Origin of the sequence: Amycolatopsis circi, assembly GCF_003385235.1 — a bacterium.
Classification (GTDB): Bacteria; Actinomycetota; Actinomycetes; order Mycobacteriales; family Pseudonocardiaceae; genus Amycolatopsis; species Amycolatopsis circi.
The window spans coordinates 11,714-33,490 of sequence record NZ_PQIA01000109.1 but is presented as its reverse complement, the minus strand read 5'-3'; the positions used below and the strand labels follow the sequence as shown (position 1 = coordinate 33,490).

General features: G+C 69.3%; 26 protein-coding genes. 11 read left to right on the top strand and 15 right to left on the bottom strand.

Features of this window, described 5'->3' with window-relative positions; translation table 11 throughout:
• On the bottom strand, positions 1-160 hold a 160-nt coding region (locus D0D37_RS34355), incomplete at its 3' end, for an acyl-CoA dehydrogenase family protein (RefSeq protein ID WP_162834607.1).
• Between the two features lie 166 nt (positions 161-326).
• Here D0D37_RS34355 and D0D37_RS34350 point away from each other — a divergent pair.
• Positions 327-671: a DUF4190 domain-containing protein gene (locus D0D37_RS34350; RefSeq protein WP_116204751.1), complete on the top strand. Its 345-nt coding sequence runs from the start codon at positions 327-329 to the stop codon at positions 669-671.
• A 58-nt stretch (positions 672-729) separates the two neighbouring features.
• Positions 730-1,320 (top strand): DUF4190 domain-containing protein, encoded by a 591-nt coding sequence (locus tag D0D37_RS34345; protein WP_116204750.1) that lies wholly within the window; start codon positions 730-732, stop codon positions 1,318-1,320.
• Here the strand turns inward: D0D37_RS34345 and D0D37_RS34340 are convergent.
• Complete coding sequence (locus tag D0D37_RS34340; RefSeq protein ID WP_116204749.1) at positions 1,305-2,201, bottom strand: SPFH domain-containing protein; 897 nt, start codon at positions 2,199-2,201, stop codon at positions 1,305-1,307. The two genes, D0D37_RS34345 and D0D37_RS34340, sit on opposite strands and share 16 nt — an antisense overlap.
• 87 nt (positions 2,202-2,288) lie before the next feature.
• Here D0D37_RS34340 and D0D37_RS34335 point away from each other — a divergent pair, with 87 nt between their 5' ends.
• The 4 genes from D0D37_RS34335 to D0D37_RS34320 are packed head-to-tail and all read left to right on the top strand — an operon-like array spanning position 2,289 to position 6,232.
• Complete coding sequence (locus tag D0D37_RS34335) at positions 2,289-3,203, top strand: aminoglycoside phosphotransferase family protein (RefSeq protein ID WP_116204748.1); 915 nt, start codon at positions 2,289-2,291, stop codon at positions 3,201-3,203.
• Between the two features lie 57 nt (positions 3,204-3,260).
• The gene (locus tag D0D37_RS34330) at positions 3,261-4,571 is read left to right on the top strand and encodes a magnesium transporter MgtE N-terminal domain-containing protein (protein ID WP_116204747.1); all 1,311 of its coding nucleotides are present in this window, start codon (positions 3,261-3,263) and stop codon (positions 4,569-4,571) included.
• Positions 4,564-5,061, top strand: a complete 498-nt coding sequence (locus D0D37_RS34325; protein ID WP_116204746.1) for a DUF1003 domain-containing protein — start codon at positions 4,564-4,566, stop codon at positions 5,059-5,061. Before D0D37_RS34330 ends, D0D37_RS34325 begins: the two co-directional genes overlap by 8 nt.
• A 25-nt stretch (positions 5,062-5,086) precedes the next feature.
• Positions 5,087-6,232, top strand: a complete 1,146-nt coding sequence (locus D0D37_RS34320; RefSeq protein WP_116204745.1) for an Mrp/NBP35 family ATP-binding protein — start codon at positions 5,087-5,089, stop codon at positions 6,230-6,232.
• Between the two features lie 54 nt (positions 6,233-6,286).
• Here the strand turns inward: D0D37_RS34320 and D0D37_RS34315 are convergent, their stop codons facing one another.
• The 5 genes from D0D37_RS34315 to sigE form a co-directional block, all read right to left on the bottom strand.
• Positions 6,287-6,793, bottom strand: a complete 507-nt coding sequence (locus D0D37_RS34315) for a hypothetical protein (RefSeq protein ID WP_116204744.1) — start codon at positions 6,791-6,793, stop codon at positions 6,287-6,289.
• Between the two features lie 313 nt (positions 6,794-7,106).
• Positions 7,107-7,541: a Sec-independent protein translocase protein TatB gene (tatB, locus tag D0D37_RS34305; protein ID WP_116204743.1), complete on the bottom strand. Its 435-nt coding sequence runs from the start codon at positions 7,539-7,541 to the stop codon at positions 7,107-7,109.
• A 200-nt stretch (positions 7,542-7,741) separates the two neighbouring features.
• Positions 7,742-9,271 (bottom strand): S1C family serine protease, encoded by a 1,530-nt coding sequence (locus tag D0D37_RS34300; RefSeq protein ID WP_116204742.1) that lies wholly within the window; start codon positions 9,269-9,271, stop codon positions 7,742-7,744.
• Positions 9,272-9,645: 374 nt separating this feature from the next.
• Positions 9,646-10,320, bottom strand: a complete 675-nt coding sequence (locus D0D37_RS34295) for an anti-sigma factor family protein (RefSeq protein ID WP_116204741.1) — start codon at positions 10,318-10,320, stop codon at positions 9,646-9,648.
• Positions 10,317-10,931, bottom strand: coding sequence for an RNA polymerase sigma factor SigE (gene sigE, locus D0D37_RS34290; RefSeq protein WP_116204740.1), 615 nt, complete (start codon positions 10,929-10,931; stop codon positions 10,317-10,319). The genes D0D37_RS34295 and sigE overlap by 4 nt, the downstream gene beginning before the upstream one ends.
• Positions 10,932-11,164: 233 nt before the next feature.
• Between sigE and D0D37_RS34285 the strand changes: the two genes are divergently transcribed.
• The gene (locus tag D0D37_RS34285; protein WP_116204739.1) at positions 11,165-11,821 is read left to right on the top strand and encodes an O-methyltransferase; all 657 of its coding nucleotides are present in this window, start codon (positions 11,165-11,167) and stop codon (positions 11,819-11,821) included.
• A gap of 32 nt (positions 11,822-11,853) precedes the next feature.
• Here the strand turns inward: D0D37_RS34285 and D0D37_RS34280 are convergent, their stop codons facing one another.
• Positions 11,854-13,044 carry an MFS transporter gene (locus tag D0D37_RS34280; protein WP_116204738.1) on the bottom strand — a complete coding sequence of 397 codons (1,191 nt, stop codon included), beginning with the start codon at positions 13,042-13,044 and terminating at the stop codon, positions 11,854-11,856.
• 63 nt (positions 13,045-13,107) lie between these two features.
• On the opposite strand from D0D37_RS34280, the gene D0D37_RS34275 reads away from it, so the two are divergent.
• Positions 13,108-14,004 (top strand): LysR family transcriptional regulator, encoded by an 897-nt coding sequence (locus D0D37_RS34275; protein ID WP_116204737.1) that lies wholly within the window; start codon positions 13,108-13,110, stop codon positions 14,002-14,004.
• Between the two features lie 82 nt (positions 14,005-14,086).
• Positions 14,087-14,875, top strand: a complete 789-nt coding sequence (gene map / locus D0D37_RS34270) for a type I methionyl aminopeptidase (RefSeq protein ID WP_116204736.1) — start codon at positions 14,087-14,089, stop codon at positions 14,873-14,875.
• Positions 14,876-15,155: 280 nt separating this feature from the next.
• Here map and D0D37_RS34265 read toward each other — a convergent pair whose 3' ends face one another.
• Together D0D37_RS34265 and D0D37_RS34260 are read right to left on the bottom strand one after the other, a co-directional pair.
• Positions 15,156-16,595: a leucyl aminopeptidase family protein gene (locus D0D37_RS34265; protein WP_116204735.1), complete on the bottom strand. Its 1,440-nt coding sequence runs from the start codon at positions 16,593-16,595 to the stop codon at positions 15,156-15,158.
• Between the two features lie 88 nt (positions 16,596-16,683).
• Entirely contained in the window at positions 16,684-16,851 is a 168-nt protein-coding gene (locus tag D0D37_RS34260; RefSeq protein WP_005155393.1) for a DUF3117 domain-containing protein, read from the bottom strand.
• 202 nt (positions 16,852-17,053) lie between these two features.
• Here D0D37_RS34260 and D0D37_RS34255 point away from each other — a divergent pair, with 202 nt between their 5' ends.
• Complete coding sequence (locus D0D37_RS34255) at positions 17,054-17,848, top strand: enoyl-CoA hydratase-related protein (RefSeq protein ID WP_116204734.1); 795 nt, start codon at positions 17,054-17,056, stop codon at positions 17,846-17,848.
• Between the two features lie 276 nt (positions 17,849-18,124).
• Here D0D37_RS34255 and D0D37_RS34250 read toward each other — a convergent pair whose 3' ends face one another.
• Genes D0D37_RS34250 through D0D37_RS34230 form a run of 5 tightly spaced genes read right to left on the bottom strand, consistent with a single transcriptional unit; the run spans position 18,125 to position 20,471 of the window.
• On the bottom strand, positions 18,125-18,688 hold the full coding sequence (locus tag D0D37_RS34250; protein ID WP_116204733.1) for a DNA-3-methyladenine glycosylase I: 564 nt from the start codon (positions 18,686-18,688) through the stop codon (positions 18,125-18,127).
• On the bottom strand, positions 18,685-19,140 hold the full coding sequence (locus tag D0D37_RS34245) for an SRPBCC family protein (protein ID WP_116204732.1): 456 nt from the start codon (positions 19,138-19,140) through the stop codon (positions 18,685-18,687). Before D0D37_RS34245 ends, D0D37_RS34250 begins: the two co-directional genes overlap by 4 nt.
• Positions 19,133-19,462 (bottom strand): DivIVA domain-containing protein, encoded by a 330-nt coding sequence (locus D0D37_RS34240; protein WP_037815935.1) that lies wholly within the window; start codon positions 19,460-19,462, stop codon positions 19,133-19,135. Before D0D37_RS34240 ends, D0D37_RS34245 begins: the two co-directional genes overlap by 8 nt.
• Positions 19,459-20,157 (bottom strand): permease prefix domain 1-containing protein, encoded by a 699-nt coding sequence (locus D0D37_RS34235; protein WP_116204731.1) that lies wholly within the window; start codon positions 20,155-20,157, stop codon positions 19,459-19,461. Before D0D37_RS34235 ends, D0D37_RS34240 begins: the two co-directional genes overlap by 4 nt.
• Positions 20,154-20,471, bottom strand: coding sequence for a helix-turn-helix transcriptional regulator (locus D0D37_RS34230; RefSeq protein ID WP_116204730.1), 318 nt, complete (start codon positions 20,469-20,471; stop codon positions 20,154-20,156). The genes D0D37_RS34235 and D0D37_RS34230 overlap by 4 nt, the downstream gene beginning before the upstream one ends.
• 139 nt (positions 20,472-20,610) lie before the next feature.
• Between D0D37_RS34230 and D0D37_RS34225 the strand changes: the two genes are divergently transcribed.
• Positions 20,611-21,774 carry a cytochrome ubiquinol oxidase subunit I gene (locus D0D37_RS34225; RefSeq protein ID WP_116204729.1) on the top strand — a complete coding sequence of 388 codons (1,164 nt, stop codon included), beginning with the start codon at positions 20,611-20,613 and terminating at the stop codon, positions 21,772-21,774.
• Positions 21,775-21,777: the final 3 nt, after the last annotated feature.

Here is a 21,777-nt window from a genome sequence, read left to right as displayed (position 1 = left end):
CCATCTCCTTCATGCCCTCGACGATCTCCGCCGGGTACTCGTCGGCGTGCTCCAGCGCCTGCGCGTGCGGGATGATCTCCTTGTCCACGAACGACCGCACCGTGGACAGAATCTCCTGCTGCACATCGGTCAGGCCGGCGGTCCGGGCAAGACGGGCCATCACTGGGCTCCCTTCGGCGGCGACGCCGGCTCCCGGCGCTGGGTTACCGGGGAGTATGACTGCTTCGCGCCCGAGCGGCTATGAGGGTGCTCACGCCAGGCCCCGGTTTCCCCCGTTAAGGTGCGGATAAGGTGCTGATCCACCCGAAACCGCGAGAAGGATCCCGATGAGCGAGGCCAGCGACGACCGGGACGAGCCCGCCGGCCGCGACAGCTACGAGCACCCCTCGTACGAGCACCAGCCCTATCCGCCGCAAGGCCCGTCGCCGGGCTCGGGGCTCGCGCTCGGGTCGCTGGTGTGCTCGATCGCCGGGTTCGTGCTGTGCGCGCCGATGGCCGTCGCGGGGATCGTGATGGGGCACCTCGCGTTCTACCGGGCCCGCCGCGGCCGCGGCACCGGCGGCGCGCTGGCGGTCGCCGGGTTCGTGATCGGCTACGCCGCGCTGATCGTCTGGATCGTCCTCGTCCCGGTGATCGTGCGCGCATTGTTCCAGTCCGGAGTTTTCAGCTGATGCCGCCGCGATTCCCGGTAGCGTCGTCCTTCGAACCCGGCACCTCGAGGGAGCCCCGATGACCACTCCGCCCGACCGCGAACCGGCGTACGAACCGCCGCCGACCGCGGACCCCGCTCCGTACGAGCCGCCGGCCACCTCCGAACCCGCGCAGTACGAGACCTCGGCGGACGCCGTCTCGTCCACTTCGGAGGCTGATCCGCTGGTGCCCCCGCCGGGCTGGACCGCGCCGGACCCCGGCCCGGTCGCGCAGCTGCCCGGCGACCTACCGGCTCCCGCCGCGCAACCGCCCGCGACGCCGTATCCCGTTGCGCCGCAACCGGATCCGTTCGCGCCGCCGCCCGCGTACCAGGCCTTCCCGGCTCCGCCGCCGTACGGCGCGGCCTACCAGCCGTACGCGCACAACACCGACACCGGACTCGCGACCGGTGCGCTGGTGTGCTCGGTGATTGGGCTGGTGACCTGCGTTCTCTCGATCCCCGGCATCGCGATGGGGCATGTCGCGCTGGCCAAGGCCAACCGCAACGAAGCGGGCGGACGCACCATGGCGTTGTCGGCCGTCGTGCTCGGCTATGTGACGGTCGCGCTGTGGCTCAGCTTCTTCGTGACGCTGCTGGTCCTCGGCCTGAACGGCTACCTCGACCGCTGATCCGGCACGTCGCTCGCCTCGGCCTCGCGCGGAACGACCTGTCCGTTGCTCGACGCCTCCGACAGCTCCGACGTCTCCGAAGCCTCCGGCGTGCGCGGCTCCGGCGGTTTCGCGGCCGGTTTCGCCGGAGGATCGGTCCGCGCGTCGAGGAACCGCAGCAGCTCCACCGGGAACGGCAGCACCAGCGTCGAGTTCTTCTCCGCCGACACCTGCACCACCGTCTCCAGCAGCCGCAACTGCAGCGCCGCCGGGGTGTCCGCCATCGCCGCGGCGGCCTGGGCGAGCTTGTGCGACGCCTGCAGTTCGCCGTCCGCGGAGATCACCCGGGCGCGGCGTTCGCGTTCGGCCTCGGCCTGACGCGACATCGAGCGTTTCATCGACTCCGGCAGCGCGACGTCCTTGATCTCCACCCGGTCGATGTGGATGCCCCAGTCCAGCGCCGGGCTGTCGATCATCAGCTCGAGGCCCTCGTTGAGCCGTTCGCGGTTCGACAGCAGGTCGTCGAGGTCGCTCTTGCCGATGATGGACCGCAGCGACGTCTGCGCGACCTGGCCGATCGCCGACCGGTAGTCCTGCACGTGGACCGTGGCCAGCACCGGGTCGACCACCTTGAAGTACACGACGGCGTCCACCCGGACCGTGACGTTGTCGCGGGTGATTCCGTCCTGCGCGGGTACGGGCAGCGTGATGACCTGCATGTTCACCTTCTGCATGCGGTCGGCCATCGGCAGCAGCAGCGCTAGCCCTGGTTCGCGGACGCTCGTCCGCACCCGGCCAAAACGGAACACCAGCCCGCGTTCGTACTGCTTCACCACGCGTACCGCGGAGGCGAGCCACACCCCGCCCGCGACGACCACTGCGCTGACAATCTCGACGATCATGGCAGCTCCCGGGTTCACCAAACCCTTTTGTTCCTTCACTGTACGCGCGCGAGACAGCCCCGGAAACGGTTTGCGAGGGCGGCCAGGATGGGCGTTGTGACCGTTTTGGAAATCCCGCCCGCCTTCGCCGAACGCGCCCCCAAGGTGCTCGGTCCGGAAGCCGTCCCGTGGCTCGCGTCGCTGCCCTCGCTCGCGCAGCAGTACGCCCGGAAGTGGGAGCTGGAGTTCGAGGACACCGCGCGGCACGGCTACGTCGGCGTCGTCCAGCCCGCCCGGCGCGCGGACGGCTCCCGCGTGGTGCTCAAACTCGGCTGGGTGGAAGAAGAATCGCGCCACGAACCGCTCGCACTGTCCACATGGGCCGGTCGTGGTTCGGTGCTGCTGCACGAGTCCTCGCCCGAGGACGGCGCGATGCTGCTGGAGCGTCTCGACGACAGCCGGACGCTGGAGGACGAGCCGCTGCTGCCCGCCGTCGAGATCATGAGCGAACTCGCCCGGCGGCTCGCCGTGCCCGCGCCCGTCGAACTCACGCGCACGCTGTCCGCCGTCGCGGAGGAATTGCTCGAAGAACTGCCCCGGTCGTGGCAGGAGCTGGGCGAACCGCTCCCCCGCCGGGAGCTGGACGCGGCGCTGCAGGTGTGCCGCGACCTCGGCCCGGAAGCGGGTAGCGCGCTGGTGAACGAGGACCTGCATTACGAGAACGTGCTGTCCGGCACCCGCGAGCCGTGGCTGGTGATCGACCCGAAGCCGCTCGCCGGAGACCTCGAATACGGCGCGCTTTCGTTGCTGTGGAACCGGTTCAGCGAATCCACACTGGACTCGAAGCTCGCCGCGAGCGGTCTGGACCGTGACCGGGCCAAGGCGTGGACGCTCGTCCGGGCCGTGCAGAACCGGCTGTGGCACGCCCAGGATCTGGTCGATTTCGGCGGTTTGGACGAGGACGACGACGGCCCGTCCGCCGAAGCGCTGCCCGTGCTGACCCGATGGGCGCTGCTTAGCTGAGAATTCGCCGAGCAGCGGCACGAGCGGGCCAGGCCCTCAGCCGATAGTGTCGGCGCCATGGCAGGCACAAACCGGGTTTACGCAGCACAGCTCGCCGGTCTGCCGGTATTCGGTCCCGACGGGGAATCGATCGGCAAGGTCCGCGACGTCGTCGCCGGGCTGCGGCTGGACCAGCAGCCGCCGCGGGTTCTCGGCATGGTCGTGGAACTGGCGACCCGGCGGCGGGTGTTCGTGCCCATGCTGCGGGTCACCTCGATCGAACCGAACGCCGTGACGCTCGCCACCGGTTCGGTCAACATGCGGCATTTCCACCAGCGGCCCAACGAGGTCCTGGTGTGCGGGCAGCTCCTCGACGCGCACGCCACGCTCACCGGCGCGGAAACCCGGGTGACCGTGGTCGACGCGGCGATGGAACCGACCCGCACGCGGGACTGGGTGCTGGCGAGGCTCGCCGTCCGCGAGCGGACGACCCGGCTGACGCTGGGCCGCCGGCGCGCCGCGATGCAGGTGCTGCCGTGGAACGAGGTCGCCGGGCTCGGGCTCACCGACCTGACCGGACAGCCGCAAGGCGCGGGCCAGCTGCTGATGCTGTTCGACACGATGCGCGCGGTCGACGTCGCCGCGACCCTGCGCGACCTGCCGATGAAGCGCCGCCACGAGGTCGCCGACGCGATGGACGACGAGCGGCTCGCGGACGTCATCGAGGAACTGCCCGAGGACGACCAGAAGGAACTGCTGGCCTACCTCGCCGAGGAACGCGCCGCCGACATCCTCGAGGCGATGAACCCGGACGACGCGGCCGACCTGCTCGCCGAACTCGCCCCGGCCGAGCAGAGCCGGCTGCTGGAGCTGATGGAGCCGGAGGAATCCGCGCCGGTCAAACGGCTGCTGGCGTATTCGTCGGACACCGCGGGCGGTCTGATGACGCCGGAACCGGTGGTGCTGACGCCGGACGCGACGATCGCCGAGGCGCTGGCGCACATCCGCAACGCCGAACTCCCCGCCGCGCTCGCCAGCATGGTGTTCGTCTGCCGCCCGCCGACCGAGACGCCGACCGGCCGGTTCGTCGGCGTAGTGCACTTCCAGCGGCTGCTGCGCGAACCGCCCGCCGAACTGGTGGCCAGCGCGGTGGACACCGACCTCACCGCGCTGCGCCCGGAGGCGACGCTGTCCGAGGTCACCCGGTATTTCGCGGCGTACAACCTGGCGTGCGGCCCGGTCGTCGACCCCGAGGACCACCTGCTCGGCGCCGTCACCGTCGACGACGTACTCGACCATCTGCTGCCCGACGACTGGCGCGAAACCGGACTGCACGACGTCGCGGACGGCGCGGACGGCGCTGTTCTAGAGGAGGCCGAACGTGCCTGAACTCGGTTCCGGCCGCAGGCTCGACCAGCCGCGCAGCCAGGCCCGGCTGCGGCTGAACATCGATCCGGACACCTTCGGGCGGTTCACCGAGCGGATCGCCCGGTTCCTCGGCACCGGCAAGTACCTGTTCTGGCAGACGCTGATCGTGATCGTCTGGATCGTGCTGAACCTGGTCGCGGTGTCGCTGCAATGGGACCCGTACCCGTTCATCCTGCTCAACCTGGCGTTCTCGACGCAGGCCGCGTACGCCGCGCCGCTGATCCTGCTCGCGCAGAACCGCCAGGACGACCGGGACCGGGTGTCGCTGGAGGAGGACCGCACGCGCGCCGCGCAGACGAAGGCGGACACCGAGTACCTCGCCCGCGAATTGGCGGCGCTGCGGCTGGCCGTCGGCGAGGTCACGACCCGCGACTACCTGCGCAGCGAACTCGACCGGCTGCGCGACGATCTCGACGTGGACTCCAAGCCGCGCAAGGCCAAGCAAAGCTGAACTGGGCAGTACGTACGATGGAAGCGTGACTGGTACACAGCAGCTCCCCAGCGTCGACGACGTCCGCACCGCGCTGAAGGACGTGTACGACCCGGAGATCAAGAAACCGATCACCGACCTCGGCATGGTCAAGGACGTGGCGGTCGGCGACGACGGGGTGGTCGACGTCGGGATTTACCTGACGGTCGCGGGCTGTCCGCTCAAGGCGACACTCACCGCGGACACGAAGAAGGCCGTCTCGAAGCTCCCCGGCGTCGCCGACGTGCGGGTCGAGCTGGACGTGATGAGCGACGAGCAGCGCACTGAGCTGCGCAAATCGCTGCGCGGCGACGCGGCGGAGCCGGTGATCCCGTTCGCGCAGCCGGGTTCGATGACGCGGGTCTACTGCGTGGCGTCCGGCAAGGGCGGCGTCGGCAAGTCGTCGGTGACGGTGAACCTGGCCGTGGCGATGGCCGAGCGCGGACTCTCGGTCGGCGTGGTGGACGCGGACATCTACGGCCACTCGGTGCCGCGCATGCTCGGCGCGCGCGAGAAGCCGACCAAGGTCGACACGATGATCATGCCGCCGCAGGCGCACGGCGTGAAGGTCATCTCGATCGGCATGTTCACGCCGGGCAACGCCCCCGTCGTGTGGCGCGGCCCGATGCTGCACCGCGCGCTGCAGCAGTTCCTGGCCGACGTGTTCTGGGGCGACCTGGACATCCTGCTGCTGGACCTGCCGCCGGGCACCGGCGACATCGCGATTTCGGTGGCGCAGCTGATCCCGAACGCGGAAATCCTCGTGGTGACCACGCCCCAGCAGGCCGCCGCCGAGGTGGCCGAGCGCGCGGGCGCGATCGCGATGCAGACGCGGCAGCGCGTCGCGGGCGTGATCGAGAACATGTCGTGGCTGGAAACGCCGACGGGCGAACGCATCGAGGTCTTCGGCGCGGGCGGCGGACAGACGGTGGCGGATTCGCTGTCGAAGTCGGTCGGTTCCACGGTGCCGCTGCTGGGCCAGGTCCCACTGGACCCGCGCCTGCGCGAACAGGGCGACGAGGGCACGCCGATCGTGCTGTCCGATCCGGAGGCCCCGGCGTCGCTGGTGCTGAAGGACGCGGCGAAGCAACTGTCGGTCCGGGCGCGCGGTTTGGCCGGGATGATGCTGAACGTCAGCCCCGCCGGGCGCTGAGGACTCGTGAGTGTTTATGCCGGTTAGAACCGGCATAAACACTCACGACGGCGTTCAGGAGGCGTGCACCGTCACCAGGAGGGCACCGGCCTCGCGGAGCGTCACCTTGGTGTCGCCCGGCTTCGTCACCGTCCAGTCGATGTCCTCGGGCTTCTTCGAGGACACGTCGCCCGACTTGTCCGGCTGGTCCTGGACGTCGACGTTCTGCGGCTGGTCGGACGACACGATGATCTTCACCTTGTTGCCGACCTTGACGTCGACGACCCCGGCCGGCGGCGTGACCTTCCCGCCCTGGTAGGCGACGGTGACCAGCACGTCCACGCCTGCCTCGCCGGTCTGCGCGCCGCGCTTGACGTTCGGCTGCTCACCGGTGGCACCGCCGTTCCCGGGAGCGTTCGCCTCACTGCTCGAGGGAGCCGACGAAGACGGCATCGCCGGGGCGGGCACCGAAGTGTAGGTGGCGGGGGCCTTGGTGCTGGGCTCGTCGTCGGCACTGCACCCGGCGACGGCGAAGGCGGCCGCAGCGATCGTTCCGGCCAGCGCAGCCGCACGGCGTGACATATCGGGAACCTCCAGGGTCGGTTGAGCTGATGCCCTGAGGCTACCCAGCCTGATCAGCGCGTCGCGCGTCGGTCGTGAGTGGCGATCCCGGTTCTAACCGGGATTGCCACGCACGAGCAGTCAGGTGGCACGCGGATCCGAGCCCCCGGCGAACAAATGCTGGCGTGATGAACCCGCTTCGGACCGAGATCGCGCAGGCCACGGATGTCTTCGAGGGGTTTGCGCAGCTGGCCGAACTCCGGACCAATCTCCTCGCGCGCGGGGGTCGTGAGTGGCGATCCCGGTTCTAACCGGGATTGCCGCGCACGAGCAGTCAGGTGGCGTCGGGATCCACCGGCGGACGCTCGCCCGGCTTCAACGGCTCCGGCTGCGGCACCGCGGTCTGCGGCTTGATCGTCGGCGCACCGTTCGAGCCGTTGGCCCCATTGCCGCTGGCCCCGTTGAGATCGTTCTTGAACCCGTTCAACCCCAGCGGGTCGGAATCCCCGTCGAACAGGTGCTGCGCGACCACCCGTTTCGGGTCGAGGTTGCGCAGGCCGCGCAGGTCTTCGAGCGGTTTGCGCAGCTGGTCGAACTCCGGACCCATCTCCTCGCGAAGCTGCTCGCGCGCGCCGGTCGCGAAGTCGCGGGCCTTGCGGACGCTCTTCGCCATCCAGGCCGCCGCCTCGGGCAGCCGTTCGGGTCCGAGAATGAAAAGCCCCGCGATGATGAGCACGAGGATCTCGCCCCAGCCGACACTGTCGAACACCCGTGAAACCTCCGCTCGGTGCTGCCCCGCCCAAGACTACCCGGGCCGTTTCGCGTCCGGGCAGGCCCGAACGTCGCACGGCAGCTACTGTGCCGATCGTTACTGACCCGGCCACAGCCACGGCCGAATGGCTTCGCAGCGACGGTTACGTGCCGCGCGGGGGGTCGGCCTACTTTTGGCCGGATTAGTAAGAACGGGTGTCAGTCCGACCCGAGCGTGACGTCCACCACGAGCAACGCGCCGTCGCGAGCCAGCTGCACCGGAACCACCTGGCCGGGGTCGTGGCTGCGGACCGCGACGGTCAGCTCGGCGGAATCGCGCACGACGTGGTCGCCGACCTTGGTGATCACGTCGCCTTCCTTGATCCCCGCGCCCGCCGCCGGACCGCCTGGCGCGACGTTGCGCACCTGCGCGCCCATCGTGGACGAACCGGCGACCGTCGAGGCCGCGTTGATGCCGATGTCGGCGTGCTTGACCTTGCCGTCCTTGATCAGCGCCTTGGCGATCTTGATGGCGTAGTCGCTGGGAATGGCGAACCCGATGCCGATGCTGCCGCCGTCGGAGCTGGACGAGCGGATCGCGGAGTTGATCCCGACCAGCGCCCCCGTCGAGTCGACGAGCGCCCCGCCCGAGTTGCCGTGGTTGATCGCGGCGTCGGTCTGGATGGCGGAGTAGGTGACCGGAGCCGCCCCGTTGTCGCCGCCCGCGGTGACCGGCCGGTCGAGCGCGCTGACGATGCCCGAGGTGATCGAGTTCTGCAGCGCCAGCGGCGAGCCGACCGCGATCACCGCGTCCCCGACCTGCAGATCGGACGATTTGCCGATCTGCATCACGACCGGGTTCGTCACATTGACCTTCACCACGGCGAGATCGGTTTTCTGATCCGCGCCAACGACCTTGGCCTCGGTGCGAGTCCCGTCGTTGAACACCGCGGTGACCTTCGTAGCCGCGTCGCCGACCGCGGACGCGACCACGTGCTCGTTGGTAAGGATGTATCCCTGCGGATCAATCACCACGCCGGAGCCCTGCTCGCCGCTGTCCGCACCAGGCTTGACCACCTCGAGCGAAACCACCGCGGGCGACACCCTCCGCGCGATGTCCGCGAGCGACCCCGGGGGCCGTTCCTTGGCCGCCTCCGCCTCGGAAATCGTGGCGCTGCCGGTCAACGAGGACCCAGTATCCCCGACCCACCAGCCGACCAGCCCGCCAACCGCGCCAATCAACAACGCGACCACGCCAAGCAGCGCCAACGCCTTCGGCTTCACCCGCCGCCCGAACAACACCTCAGGCAAACTCAACTGCGCGCCGGTGGGCAGCTTCGGCTTCTCGCCCTCGTCGTCCTCCGGAACGACCGCAGGCCCAGCCAACACCGCCCCGGACGCCGGATCGCGCCAAGGATCGCTGGTGTCAGTCCACAACGGATCTTCCGAGGCGCCGTTCTCCCCGGAGGCCTCGAGCGGCCGCTGCAACCGCACACCCTCGGCCCCAGCAGGCCGACTGAACGCCTCCGCCAGAGATTCGGGCGTCGGCGGCGCAAGACTGAGCTTCTGCCCGTTCCCGTTGGGCGCCGGGGTGTAGAGCTTGTCGAACGCCCCCTCGACCCCGTGCGGACGCCCGAAGACAGCCGCCTGCTGCTGATCCACCGCAGGCCGCTCAAGCGGCCGAGGACCCAACCGGTCCGTTCCGACGGCACCGGACTGGTCAGAATTAGCGTTCGGCTGGTCGGTCATCATTCCCCGGGAAGCGGTTCAGTAAGGCTGGGAGTCGACGATACCCAAGCCTAGGGAGAGTGTGCCCAGACCGCAGTGAAATGACTGTTGCCTGCCCCCGCACCTCCCGCCCAAACGTCCGTGAGGGGAACCCTCACGGACTCAGAGTCCCTCAGGGTTCCCCTCACGACCCGCGCGAGGCCGTGAGGGGCCCCTTCACGGACCCAGATTCCCTCAAGGAGCCCTTCACGGACCACCCACCAAACCGCAGCCAGTGCACCCAACTCACCAGGCACCCACACCACCCCCGCACCGTAGTCACAATCAGCTTCGGGGTGCCCCACGCAACCACCACGGCAATGTCGCCGCCAGGCGACGAGCCGACCCCCAGGGACCTAACGAGCCGCGACAGCAGCCCCAGCCCGAACCGCCCCAGGCTCAACCTCCGATTCCGGAGACACAGACTCCGCCCCACCAGCCCCCTTAGGCACCGTCATCTGCGCCGGAAGCAAATTCGCGTTAGGCACCCGAACCGGCCCAGTCCCCGTCGACCCTTCCCCGCTATCCGCCGAAGTCCCGACGAGTGCGAGAGCGCTCAGCACGAGCCCGGACACCACGACCCCGGCCCCTTGCGCCGCCCGTTTCCGACTGAAAGCGAACCGACCGCCGCCGAGCACGTTCGCCGACTGCCCGAGCGGCGCGGTTGTTCCCAACGGCGCGGCACCCCCGAGCACCCCAGCGTCACGCAACCCAGCCACCCGCTCCGGCCGCTGGATAGCCACCAGCTGGCCATCCGCGGTAACCGCGAGGTTGTCCGGCGCGCCAGGCAGATCAGTGTGTTCCGGAATGGACCGGAGGCTGGCCAGGAAACCCGCCGACATCGACGGCGCACCCGCGTCCTTCACCGCCGCGACGGCCTGCCGCTGCGACGTCACCTCGGCCGCGCAGTCCGGGCAGCGCGTGACGTGCGCGAGGGCACGGTCGTGGGCGACCGGCGTCAGTTCGCCGTCGACCAGTGCGACTACCGCATCGGGCATGAGGTGGGATTCGGCGAAACGCCAGCCGGTCATACGGACACCTTCGCAGATTCCTCTCGGGTCGCGCGACGGCGCTCGAGCGACGCGCGCAGCGCCGAGCGGCCGCGGTGGATGCGGCTGCGCACGGTGCCGAGCTTGACGCCCAGCGTCGCGCCGATCTCCTCGTACGACAGTCCTTCCACGTCGCACAGCACGACCGCGGCCCGGAACTCCGGGGGCAGCTCGTCGAGCGCCTCCTGCAGGTCCGGGTCCAGGTGGGTGTCGCTGTAGTGCTGCTCCGGGCTCGGGTCGTCGCCGACGAGCCGGTCGGTGTCCTCGGGCAGTCCCTCCATACGCACGCGCGAGCGGCGGCGCGCCATGTCGAGGAACAGGTTCGTGGTGATCCGGTGCAGCCAGCCCTCGAAGGTGCCGGGCTTGTACGACGCGAGCGACCGGAAGACGCGGATGAACGTCTCCTGGGTCAGGTCCTCGGCGTCGTGCGTGTTGCCGGTGAGGCGGTAGGCGAGCCGGTAGACGCGGCCGGCGTGTTCGCGCACGACCTCGTCCCACGAGGGCGGCGTCCAAGCCGCCTCGGCTGCGTCCACGGTCACCGGGGCGGCTTCCGGCAGTTCGGCGTTCTGCATCAGGGGAGCAGGCACCTCCATCTGGGTCAACTCCTCTACACCTCTGCCAACGCGGGCCGGGCACACGGTGTTCCCGTGTGGTTGAGACTGAGTCTGCCGGGCTTCCTTATGGAACTCATGAGACCGATCTGAGAGCAGCCTGAGAAGTTGGCTGCGGGGCCTTTCCAGGGTTTTCGCGGGCTTTCCTCGGGGCCGGAAGGCGCTTACCAGGGAGCCTTCGCGGATTTATCGACAACCAGCGCTAACCTTCGCGCGTGAGTTCGGGGACAGAGGCGGCGGCCGAGACCGGGGCGGTCGGCGCCGAGCAGGTCGACGGGTACCTGCCCGACGACGACGTGCTGACCGCGGCACGGCTGCGCGGGGCCGACCTCGGTTGCGCCCCGCTGGCCCCCGGAGCAGGCACGACGCTGCGTTTTCTCGCCGCGACGGTCGCCGCGCGGGCGGTCGTGGAGGTCGGCACCGGATCCGGCGTGAGCGGCCTGTACCTGCTGCGCGGGATGGCCGCCGACGGCGTGCTGACCTCGATCGACGTCGAACCGGAGTACCAGCGGGCGGCGCGCAAGACCTTCCTCGAAGCGGGTTACCCGCCGGGCCGGATGCGGCTCATCGTCGGCCGCGCGCTGGACGTGCTGCCGCGGCTCACCCCAGGCGGCTACGACCTGGTGTTCGTCGACGCCGCGCGGATCGAGTACCCCGGCTACTACGAGCAGGGCGTGGCCCTGCTGCGCCGCGGCGGGGTGATCGTGTTCCACCAGGTGCTGGCGGGCGGACGGCTCACCGACCCGGCCCGGCGCGACCCGGAGACGATGGCGCTGCGCGAGGTCGCGCGGGCCGTGCGGGAGGACGAGCGGCTGGTTCCGGCGTTGCTGCCGGTCGGTGGCGGGCTGTTGGTGGCCACGGCGTGCTCGTGAGTGGCAATCACGGTTAGAACCGCGATTAGCACTCACGACCCCACCAGCACGCGCGCCTCTCCCCGCACCCGCGTACCCACCGCGACCGCCGCCACCGCCAGCCCCAGCCACACCACCACAGCCACGATCAGCCAGCTCCACCCGGCCTTCCCGTAGACGACGCTGCCGACCCCGCCGCCGATGCTGCTGCCCAGGTAGTACATGAGCATGTACAGCCCGCCGACCTGGCCTCGCGCGTTCTCCGGGGCCTCGGCCGCGGCCCAACTGTTGGCGATCGAGTGCGCGGCGAAGAACGCCGTCGTCAGCACGAGAAAGCCGACGACGATCAACGGCAGCGAATCCGGGATCGTCAGCAACGCGCCGACCGCAGTGAGCAGCAGCACGCCGACCAGCGCCTGTCGACGGCCGATCCGCGCGGACAGCCGGTTGGCGGTAGCCGACGAAACCGAGCCCAGCGCGTACGACACGAACACCAGCGACGCGATCGCTGGCGAGAGATTCAGCGGCTCGCCGGTCAGCCGGAACCCAGCCGCGTTGTACAGAGCGACGAACGCGCCCATGGCCAGCAGCGCGACCGCGTACTGCACGAGCAACACCGGTCGGCGCACCGCGGTAAGCAGGCCGAGGCCGATGTCGCGCAAGCCTTGCCGCTCCCCCGTCTTGACCGGCGAAGGCGGCAGCATCACGACCGTCACGACCGCGCAGACCAGCGAAATCCCGGCCACGACGTACAACGCGCCGCGCCAGCCGAACGGACCGGCGGTGAATCCGGTGGCCAGCCGTCCGGTCATGCCGCCGATGGTGTTGCCCGCGATCATCGCGCCGACCGCGGCCGCCACGCCGGTCTTGCCGAGCCGTTCCACGAGGTAAGCCGTGGCCACGCCGGGGAATCCCGCGATCGCGACGCCCTGCACCGCGCGCAAAACCAGCAGCAGCGAGTAGTCCGGCACCAGCGGCAGCAGAAGCCCGAGCACCGACGAGAGCACGACGGACGCGATGATCACCGGCCGCCGTCCGATCACCTCGGACAGCGCGGCGATCGGCAGCACGGAAATCGCCAGCGCACCGGTCGCCACGCTCACCGCGAGCGCCGCGCCGCCAGGATCGAGGTGGTACTGCCCGGCGAGCTGCGGCAGGACCGCTTGCGGGGCGTAGAGCAGGGCGAACGACGTAAAGCCCGCGGCGGCGACCGCGACCTTGACCCGGCGGGCGGAGGAGAGCATGACCTTGAAAGTAAGCTTGGCTAATCAATACGTCTAATACGTTGATCTGCCATCATTCATACCGTGCCGAATGAGAGCCTCACCGCGCAGCTCGTCCCGCACCTGTCTCTGCTGGCCACGCTGCGGAGCACCGGAAACGTCACCCGCACGGCCGAGATCCTCGGAGTGCCGCAACCCACAGTCAGCAGGCGGCTGGCCGCGCTGGGACACGCCCTCGGCGCGCCGCTGACCGTGCCCGACGGCCGAGGCGTCCGCCTCACTCGTGCCGCCGAGCTTCTGGCGGACGCCGCAGAGCGCGCATTACCCATGGTCGACGCCGGAGTCCGCCTCGCCCGCGAGGAGATCGAACCGGCGAGCGGCCGCGTCGTGCTCGGCTTTCTGCACCTGCTCGGCCGGTCGCTGGTGCCGGGCTTGCTGCGCACGTATCGCGAACAGGCCCCGACCGCCCGGTTCACCCTCGTGCAGGGTTCGCTGCAGGACATGGTCGACCGGCTCGTGTCCGGAGAACTCGATCTCGCCCTGCTCGCCCCGGTCGTCGAGGACGACCGACTGGAGACGGTGGTGCTCGACCGGCAGCCGATCCACCTGTCGGTCCCCGCTGGCCATCGGCTGGCCGGACGACGCAGCGTGCGCGTGGCGGAGCTGGCCAACGAACCGTTCGTCCTCCTCGAACCCGGCTACGGCCTGCGCCGGATCACCGACGACCTCTGCGCCGCCGCTGGTTTCACGCCGAAGGTCGCCTTCGAGGGCCAGGAATCCGACACCGTCCGCGGACTGGTCGGCGCCGGCCTGGGCGTTGCCCTCCTGCCGCGCTTCGAGCCCGGCTCCCCGGCCGGTGTCGCGGAGGTGCCGCTGCACCCGCCGGTCAACCGGACCATCGGGCTCGCCTGGCGTGCCGGGGAGCCGCTTTCGCCCGCGGTTCAAGCATTCCGGGACCACGTGCTCGCTGTGCCGGACTAACGGCCGGGGTGGTATTTGTATCCCGGTACCGTGCTACCGTTTCCGGTATAGAAATACCGGAACTTGAGGACGCGAGGTAGTCGTGATCGAGCTGAAGACGCCTGCGGAGATCGACCGCATGCACGTGACCGGGCGGTTCGTCGCCGAGGTGCTGACCGAGGTCGGCAAGCTCGCCGACGTCGGCGTCAACCTGATGGACCTCGAGCACCACGTGCGCGGCATGATCAAGCGGCGCGGGGCCGTCTCGTGCTACTGGGACTACGCGCCGTCGTTCGGCGAGGGACCGTTCCGCAACGTCATCTGCCTGTCGGTCAACGACGCTGTCCTGCACGGCCTGCCGCACGACTACACCCTGCGCGACGGTGACGTGCTCACCGCGGACATCGCGGTGACCATCGACGGCTGGGCTGCCGACTCCGCGCGCACGGTCATCGTCGGCACGCCGGCCGAGGAGGACCAGCGGATCATCCGGGCCACCGAGGAAGCGCTGGAAGCCGCGATCAAGGCGTCGCGCGCGGGCAATCGGCTCGGCGACATCTCGGCCGCGATCGAGGCAGTCGCGACCGGCTACGGCTACCCGGTCAACACCGAGTTCGGCGGGCACGGCATCGGCCGCACCATGCACGGCGACCCGCACGTGTCCAACCGCGGCAAGGCAGGCCGGGGCATGAAACTCCGCCCGGGCCTGACGCTCGCGCTGGAACCGTGGCTCGCGCGCACGACGGACAAGATCGTCTACGACCCGGACGGCTGGACCATTCGCTCGGCCGACGGCTCGCGCACCGCGCACTCGGAGCACACGGTGGCGATCACGGACGGGGACCCGATTGTGCTGACCCGCCGGGACGAAGAGTTGGCGGGGAAGAACTAGCTCTCGCACTGCCGCGGCGAGACCATCGCCGCGGCAGAACCGCCAGACCCGGCCGTGAACTCCCGCCGGAACAACGCCGCCGCCCGTCCGCCGGTCAGCCCGGCCGAGGAACAGCTTCGCGGGCTCGGGATCAGCTCTCGTACGAGGCCGCGAACTCGCCAACGGCCGAGCCTCGAACCCGGACGCGCCAGGCACCACGTCGTCTCCGCGCGCCGGACTGTGATGTTCAGGGACGGCGGGAGCCTGCGGCAGCGCCCTGAACTGCCGCGGCAGAAATCGGCTAGTCCTCGTACGAAGCCGCGAACTCCACCAACGTCCGAGCCGCGAACCCGGACGCGCCAGGCACCACGTCGTCGTACGTCTTGTCCGCTCGCGCCGGGCCCGCGATGTCCAGGTGCGCCCACGGCAAGCCCGCCGTGAACTCGCGCAGGAACAGCGCCGCCATGATTCCGCCCGGGCCGCCGGGGGCCTGGCGGACGTCGCCGAGTTCGCCTTCGATGCCGGTCGCGTAGTCCTCGACCAGCGGCATCCGCCACCATGCCTCGCCAGCGCGGGCGCCCGCGTCGATGATCCGCGCGGCGAGGTCGTCGTCGGTCGCGAAGAGGCCGCCGGTGCGCAGGCCCAGCGACACCTTCATCGCGCCGGTCAGCGTGGCCGCGTCGACGATCAGGTCCGGCTTGAACTGGGCGATTCCGTAGGCGAGCGCGTCGGCCATCACCATCCGGCCCTCGGCGTCGGTGTTGCCGACCTCGGTGGTCTGGCCGCCGTAGTGCCGCACGATGTCGCCCGGCCGGTACGAGCCGCCGGAGACGTGGTTTTCCGCGGCGGGCACCAGCGCGGTGACGCGCACCGGCAGGTTCAGCTCCCCGATCGCGCGCATCGCGGCGATCACGGCCGCGCCGCCCGCCATGTCGGTGCGCATCAGGTGCATGCCGTCGGCCGGTTTCAGCGAAATGCCGCCAGTGTCGAAGGTGATCCCCTTGCCCACGAACAGCAGGTGCTTCGTCGCGCCGCGCGGGCGGTGCGTCATTTCGATCAGGCGCGGCGGCGAAGCCGAACCGGAACCCACGGCCAGGACTCCGCCGAACCCCTTGTCGGCGAGCCACTTCTCGTCTCGCACGGTCACCTCGACCGTGCCGCCCAGCACCTTCGACGCGGTGTTCGCCAGCCACGCCGGGTTCTTGATGTTCGACGGCGCGTTCGCGAGATCGCGCGTAAAGGCAGCAGCCGCCGCGAGAACACGTACGCGCGCCACGGCCTCCGCGTACGCGGGCACAGCACGCTCGTGCGCGACGACAAGACGTACGGCGGGCACTGGTGGCTTCGGCTCTGTCGTGGTGACCACGAACCGGTAGCCGCCCAACGACAGTCCAACCGCGAATTCGGCGGCGTGCTCCGCTGTCGCGTCTTCGGGCAGTACGACCTGGACTGTCCGGATGGGACGGTTCTCCGCTGCTTCGCGCATCGCGCGCGCTAACGCGGCACCGGTCTTACGGAAGTCCTTCGGCGCGCCTTCACCGATACCGGCGACCCAGCGCGGACCGTCGCCGTCCTCGGGCACTTCGCGCACTTCGGCGGCGCGTCCGCTCGACCCGTACGCTGCGCCTTCCTCCGCCTCGGCCGACGCGACCAGCACTGCTCGCGGGACCCCGCGGCGCGTCGCGGCGACGACCTCGATTTCGGGCAGCTTCGTGGGAACGGGTGGTAGCGAGTTACGCACAGCGAGCAACCTTAGGGCGCAGACGAACCGACCCCGGCCTCCAAGAGGAGACCGGGGTGCACAGTGGACAGAGCGGGGAGAGCGCAGGTCAGCCAGTGACCTCCTGCAGCGCAGCGCCGAGGTCCTTCGCTTCCTCCGCGGAGAGCTCTACGACCAGCCGGCCGCCACCCTCCAGTGGCACCCGCATGACGAGGCCCCGCCCCTCCTTGGTCACTTCGAGGGGACCATCTCCGGTCCGGGGCTTCATGGCCGCCATAGCGTGCTCCCTCCGTCTCAACCGGCGCGCCCGGGTCGCGCACTCCCATGCCAGCCGGGTCTCGTCCCCCATTGTCCCTCATCAGCGCCCGGGCGCGAACGCGGACCGATCATTTGCCGCCGCATCGGTGCTGGTATGCCGCCCGCCGAGGGTGCGAGACTCAGTCCCGAGAACCCGAGCCGCCGCTTCAGAGGAGCATTTCGTGACCACATCCGACGTCCTGTTGACCGCCGACGCCGACGGCGTGCGCACCCTGACCCTGAACCGGCCGGAGGCGTACAACTCGCTGACCGTCGAGCTCAAGGAGCGCCTGATCGCCGAGCTGCGCGCGGCCGCCGAGGACCCGGAAGTCCGCGCGGTCGTGCTCACCGGCACCGGCAAGGCGTTCTGCGCCGGACAGGACCTCAAGGAGCACGTCGGCCTGCTGCAGGCGAACGACCCGGCCCCGCTGCACACGGTGAGCGACCACTACAACCCGATCGTCAAGGCCATCACCGGGATGGCGAAGCCGGTCATCGCGGCGGTCAACGGCACTGCCGCCGGTGCTGGTGCGGCGTTCGCTTATGCGAGTGACCTGCGGATCGCGGCGGAGTCGTCTTCGTTTTTGATGGCGTTCGCGAATGTCGGGCTGGGGCCGGACTCGGGGGCGTCTTGGACGTTGCAGCGGTTGATCGGGTACGGGCGGGCTGCTGAGTTGATGTTGATGGCTCGGACGGTGGGCTCGGCTGAGGCGTTGCGGATCGGGCTGGTCGGGGAAGTTGTGCCGGACGAGGAGCTGGCTGCTCGGGCGCAGAAGGTGGCGGCGAAGTTGGCTGGTGGGCCGACTGTGGCTTACGCGAAGATCAAGAGCGTGTTGGGGGTGGCGGCGGAGTCTTCGTTGGAGGAGGCGCTGGCTGCTGAGGATGCTGCGCAGACTGCTTTGGGGGGTACTGCGGATCATTCGGAGGCGGTGGAGGCGTTTGTGGGGAAGAGGAAGCCTAATTTTCAGGGGAAGTAAGGCTGCGGGGTTCGGCGCGAAAGATGAGCGGCTGCGCCGCTGAAAAGACCGTTGCGGTGGGGCACCCCGAAGCTTGATCGTGCTGACGGTCTGGGGTTGCTTGTCAAGGCGGGAAAGATGCCTTGACAAGCCACCCCAGACCGCAGGAGAGCTTCGTATCGGGGTGCGGGGGAGGGGCTGGGTGCACCGATGAGTTGGGTGCACCGGCTGCGATTGAGGTCCGTGAGGGGAACCCTGAGGGACTCAGAGTCCCTCAGGGTTCCCCTCACGGACCTTTCAAGCCGCGCGGAAGCAATCTTTTACGTGGTCGTCGACCATGCCGGTGGCTTGCATCAGGGCGTAGCAGGTGGTGGGGCCTAAGAAGGCGAAGCCGCGTTTCTTCAGGTCTTTGGCCATTGCTTTCGACTCGTCGGTGATCGCGGGTACGTCGGCCATGGTGCGGGGGCGGCGGTGCTTCGTGGGGGCGAAGGACCAGAGCAGCTTGTCCAGGGGGATGTCCAGGTTCGCCACTGCGCGGGCGTTCTTCACCGCTGCCTCGATTTTCGCGCGGTTGCGGACGATTCCGGCGTCTTGCATCAGGCGTTCGACGTCCTTCTCGCCAAAGCGCGCGACTTTCTCCGGTGCGAAGCCGCGGAAGGCTTTTCGGAAGTTCTCGCGTTTGCGCAGGATCGTGATCCAGGACAGTCCGGACTGGAACGACTCTAGGCACAGTCGTTCGTACAACTCTGCCTCGCCGTGGAGCGGGACGCCCCACTCCTCGTCGTGGTAGATCGCGTAGTCAGGGGCTGAGTTGCCCCAGCTGCAACGGGCGATGCCGTCTTCGCCCAGTAGGTCCGTCATTGTTCCCCCATTGAATAGTTCTCCGCGAACCTCGCGAACTGGCGCAGCGAATGCCGCACCCCAAGCGCGAACGCCGGACGCGCCAGGGGCCAGCCTGCGCGGCCTAGCAGGCCGAACGGCAGTTTGAGGTGTTCGGCCCAGACGAAGGTGCAGTGGCCGGCGCCCTTGGACAGCACCTGGAAGACCCCGGTTCCCTGCACGAGGCTGCCCAGGTGGCGCACTGTGCAGCGCAGCGGCGGTTCCCAGGTGGTGATTTCCATGGTGTCGGTGAAGCCGATGCCGCCGAAGCCGGTGAAGGCCGCGAGTTTCGAGCCGACGCTGCGGCCGTTCCCCTCGACGACGCGCACGGACGTGCCGAGCATCCACTCGCCTTGGCGGGCCCAGTCGGTGAGCGCGAGCCAGGTCGTGCCCGCTGGCGCCGCGACGTCGACCGACAGCACCAGGTCACTCACCCGTCGGCCTCCGGTGCGCCGCTTCGCGCGGTTGCTGTGCGGCTTCCAACCGGGCGACCCGTTCGCGCAGTTCGTCCAATTCAACGCCGGTCCTGCGCAGCACCCAGTCCACTTCGGACATTTTGTAGCCGCGGAACACCAGCTGGAAGCGTACCTGGCGGACGTCCTCGCCGGTGATGTCCTCGGCGGGAAGCCGGGTGGGCGAGCTGCCCGGCGGCAGCGGCGCCAGTTCCTCGCCCCGGCCGAACACCACAGCGGCCAGGAGGAACACCACGGCGGCCACCAGCAGCATGACTACGAGGTAGATCAGCGCGGTCGTCACGCGACGATCGTGGCACACCGTCCCCAGGAACGCCGCGCTAGCACGACAAGTCGGAACGACAGGACCACCCACGAGACCATCAGCAAGCCGCACGGGCCGCTGAGGAACAGCCTCGCCGCGTCGACTACCCCGGTCGCTCCGATCAGCAGCAGGATCGAGAACAGGTTGAGGCCGACCGCGATCGCGCCCAGTATCCGGCAGACGCGGGCCGTGCGTACGCCGTCGAATCGGCGGCTCAGCAACCTCGTGCTCAGCAGGGCGAGAAGACCCAGCACTGGCACAGCGTAGAGCGCGGCGTGGGTGAGCTGTGTGACGTACGGGTACCAGCCGGGGTTTGGCGTGGTCAGCCGCGACCAGGAGCCGTAGGTGAGGATGCGCGCCAGCTCCCACGACGCCTGCATCGCGGGCACGCCGAGGACCAGCAGCCACAGCGTCCGTACGCCGTTGTGCATGCTCAGTTCCGCTTGGTAGTCATCGGCAATCTCGCGGACGTGGCCGAAATCCGCTACCGCGCGGCGTTGCGCTTCCCTCTCGCTCCAGCCGCCCTCGCGGTACGCCTCGGCGGCGTCGCGCAGACCGTCGCGTGCTTCGGCCAGCAGGTCTGCCTTCGCGCCGCGGCGGCCGACTAGCGCGCGGTCGAGTTCGGCCAGGTAGCCGTCGATGGGGCTTGTCGTGGCCCGGCTTGTCGTGGTCATGATTCCAGCACTCCGCCGATCACCGTGGTGAACTCCCGCCACTGCACCCGTTCCGCGGCCAGCGCCTGCTGACCGGCGCGGGTGAGCCGGTAGGTGCGCCGTTTGCGGCCGGACACCACGTCCCATTCGCTGGCCAGCCAGCCCGCGCGCTCGAGCCGGCGCAACGCCGGGTACACCGTGCCGGTGGGCAGGTCGAGCGCTCCGTCGCTGCGCAGCGCCAGCGCCTCGATGATCGCGTAGCCGTGCAGCTTGCGGCCGTCGAGGACGGCGAGCAGCAACGCGTCGAGGTGTCCGCGCAACGTGTCCGCTTTCATAGGTCGCCAGTCTACTCATCTTGTCCCTGGCAGGCTAATCTCCGCCGCCCGCTTGGCCGTCCGGGAAAACCCTGAGATCACCCCGATCTCATAGATTTGCCCGCTACATGTAGCCGCACTACGTATAGGCTCCGTCGGCATGGACCCACTGCCGATCGCGAGACTCCAGTTCGCGACCACTACCTCGCTTCACTTCCTGTTCGTGCTGCTCACCTTGGGTTTGGTGACCATGGTGGCGATCATGCAGACCCGCGCGACGCTTCGCGGCGGCGAGCAGCTGCACCGGATGACCGCGTTCTGGGGCCGGCTGTACGTGGTCAACTACGCCCTCGGAATCGTCACCGGAATCGTGATGGAATTCCAGTTCGGGATGACCTGGACCGGGCTGTCCGCGTTCGCCGGGGACGTTTTCGGCGCGCCGCTCGCCATCGAGACGCTGGTGGCGTTCTTCCTGGAATCGACGTTCCTCGGATTGTGGATCTTCGGCCGCGGCCGGATGAACAAGTGGCTGCATCTCGCGATGCTGTGGCTGGTCACGCTGACCGCGTACGCCTCGGCGCTGTTCATCATGGTCGCCAACTCCTTCCTGCAGAACCCGGTGGGCTCGCGGATGGAGAACGGCGTGCTGCGGCTGGACGACTTCGGCGCGTTGTTCGCCAATCCGGCGCTGGTCGCGTCGCTGCCGCACGTGATCGGGGCCGCGCTGCTGACCGGCGGGTTCTTCGTCACCGGGGTCAGCGCGTACCACTTTCTCAAGCGCACCAGCGAGATCGACTTCTTCCGCCGGTCGCTGCGGATCGGCGTCGTGACGTCGCTGCTCGGCAGCGTGCTGGTGGTGCAGGCCGGGTTCGCGCAGTTCGCGGAGGTCGCCGGGTATCAGCCGGACAAGTTCAAGGGTTCGGTGAGCGTCGGGCTGCCGCTCGGGATGATGATCATGGTCGGCTTCTTCGCGTTCTTCGCCTCGCTGATCGGCACGCTCCTGTTGTTCCGCGACCGACTGCTTCGCGCACGGCCAGTGCTCTTCCTGATGGTGCCGGGGATCGTCGTGCCGTTCGTCGCCGCGATTCTGGGCTGGCTGGTCCGCGAGATCGGCCGTCAGCCGTGGCTGGTGTGGGGCAAGCTCCGCACCGCGGACGCGGTCGCCGACGTCAGCGGCGGGCAGATCCTGTTCTCCTTTATCGCATTCACGCTGTTGTTCGTCGTGCTGGCCATCGCCGACTGGGTGCTGCTCGCCCGGATCGCCAAACGCGGCCCGGCTGTCGCGGCGGCGGAACCCGAACTTCCTGTCCTGAGTGGAGTGTGACCC

Bases quoted from the DNA above. Each gene is read 5' to 3' on its own strand.
- D0D37_RS34350 (WP_116204751.1), top strand. From the start codon at position 327: ATGAGCGAGGCCAGCGACGACCGGGACGAGCCCGCCGGCCGCGACAGC.
- D0D37_RS34345 (WP_116204750.1), top strand. From the start codon at position 730: ATGACCACTCCGCCCGACCGCGAACCGGCGTACGAACCGCCGCCGACC.
- D0D37_RS34340 (WP_116204749.1), bottom strand. From the start codon at position 2,201: ATGATCGTCGAGATTGTCAGCGCAGTGGTCGTCGCGGGCGGGGTGTGG.
- D0D37_RS34335 (WP_116204748.1), top strand. From the start codon at position 2,289: ATGGGCGTTGTGACCGTTTTGGAAATCCCGCCCGCCTTCGCCGAACGC.
- D0D37_RS34330 (WP_116204747.1), top strand. From the start codon at position 3,261: ATGGCAGGCACAAACCGGGTTTACGCAGCACAGCTCGCCGGTCTGCCG.
- D0D37_RS34315 (WP_116204744.1), bottom strand. From the start codon at position 6,793: ATGTCACGCCGTGCGGCTGCGCTGGCCGGAACGATCGCTGCGGCCGCC.
- D0D37_RS34300 (WP_116204742.1), bottom strand. From the start codon at position 9,271: ATGACCGACCAGCCGAACGCTAATTCTGACCAGTCCGGTGCCGTCGGA.
- D0D37_RS34295 (WP_116204741.1), bottom strand. From the start codon at position 10,320: ATGACCGGCTGGCGTTTCGCCGAATCCCACCTCATGCCCGATGCGGTA.
- sigE (WP_116204740.1), bottom strand. From the start codon at position 10,931: ATGGAGGTGCCTGCTCCCCTGATGCAGAACGCCGAACTGCCGGAAGCC.
- D0D37_RS34280 (WP_116204738.1), bottom strand. From the start codon at position 13,044: ATGCTCTCCTCCGCCCGCCGGGTCAAGGTCGCGGTCGCCGCCGCGGGC.
- D0D37_RS34260 (WP_005155393.1), bottom strand. From the start codon at position 16,851: ATGGCGGCCATGAAGCCCCGGACCGGAGATGGTCCCCTCGAAGTGACC.
- D0D37_RS34250 (WP_116204733.1), bottom strand. From the start codon at position 18,688: ATGACGGACCTACTGGGCGAAGACGGCATCGCCCGTTGCAGCTGGGGC.
- D0D37_RS34235 (WP_116204731.1), bottom strand. From the start codon at position 20,157: ATGACCACGACAAGCCGGGCCACGACAAGCCCCATCGACGGCTACCTG.
- D0D37_RS34230 (WP_116204730.1), bottom strand. From the start codon at position 20,471: ATGAAAGCGGACACGTTGCGCGGACACCTCGACGCGTTGCTGCTCGCC.
- D0D37_RS34225 (WP_116204729.1), top strand. From the start codon at position 20,611: ATGGACCCACTGCCGATCGCGAGACTCCAGTTCGCGACCACTACCTCG.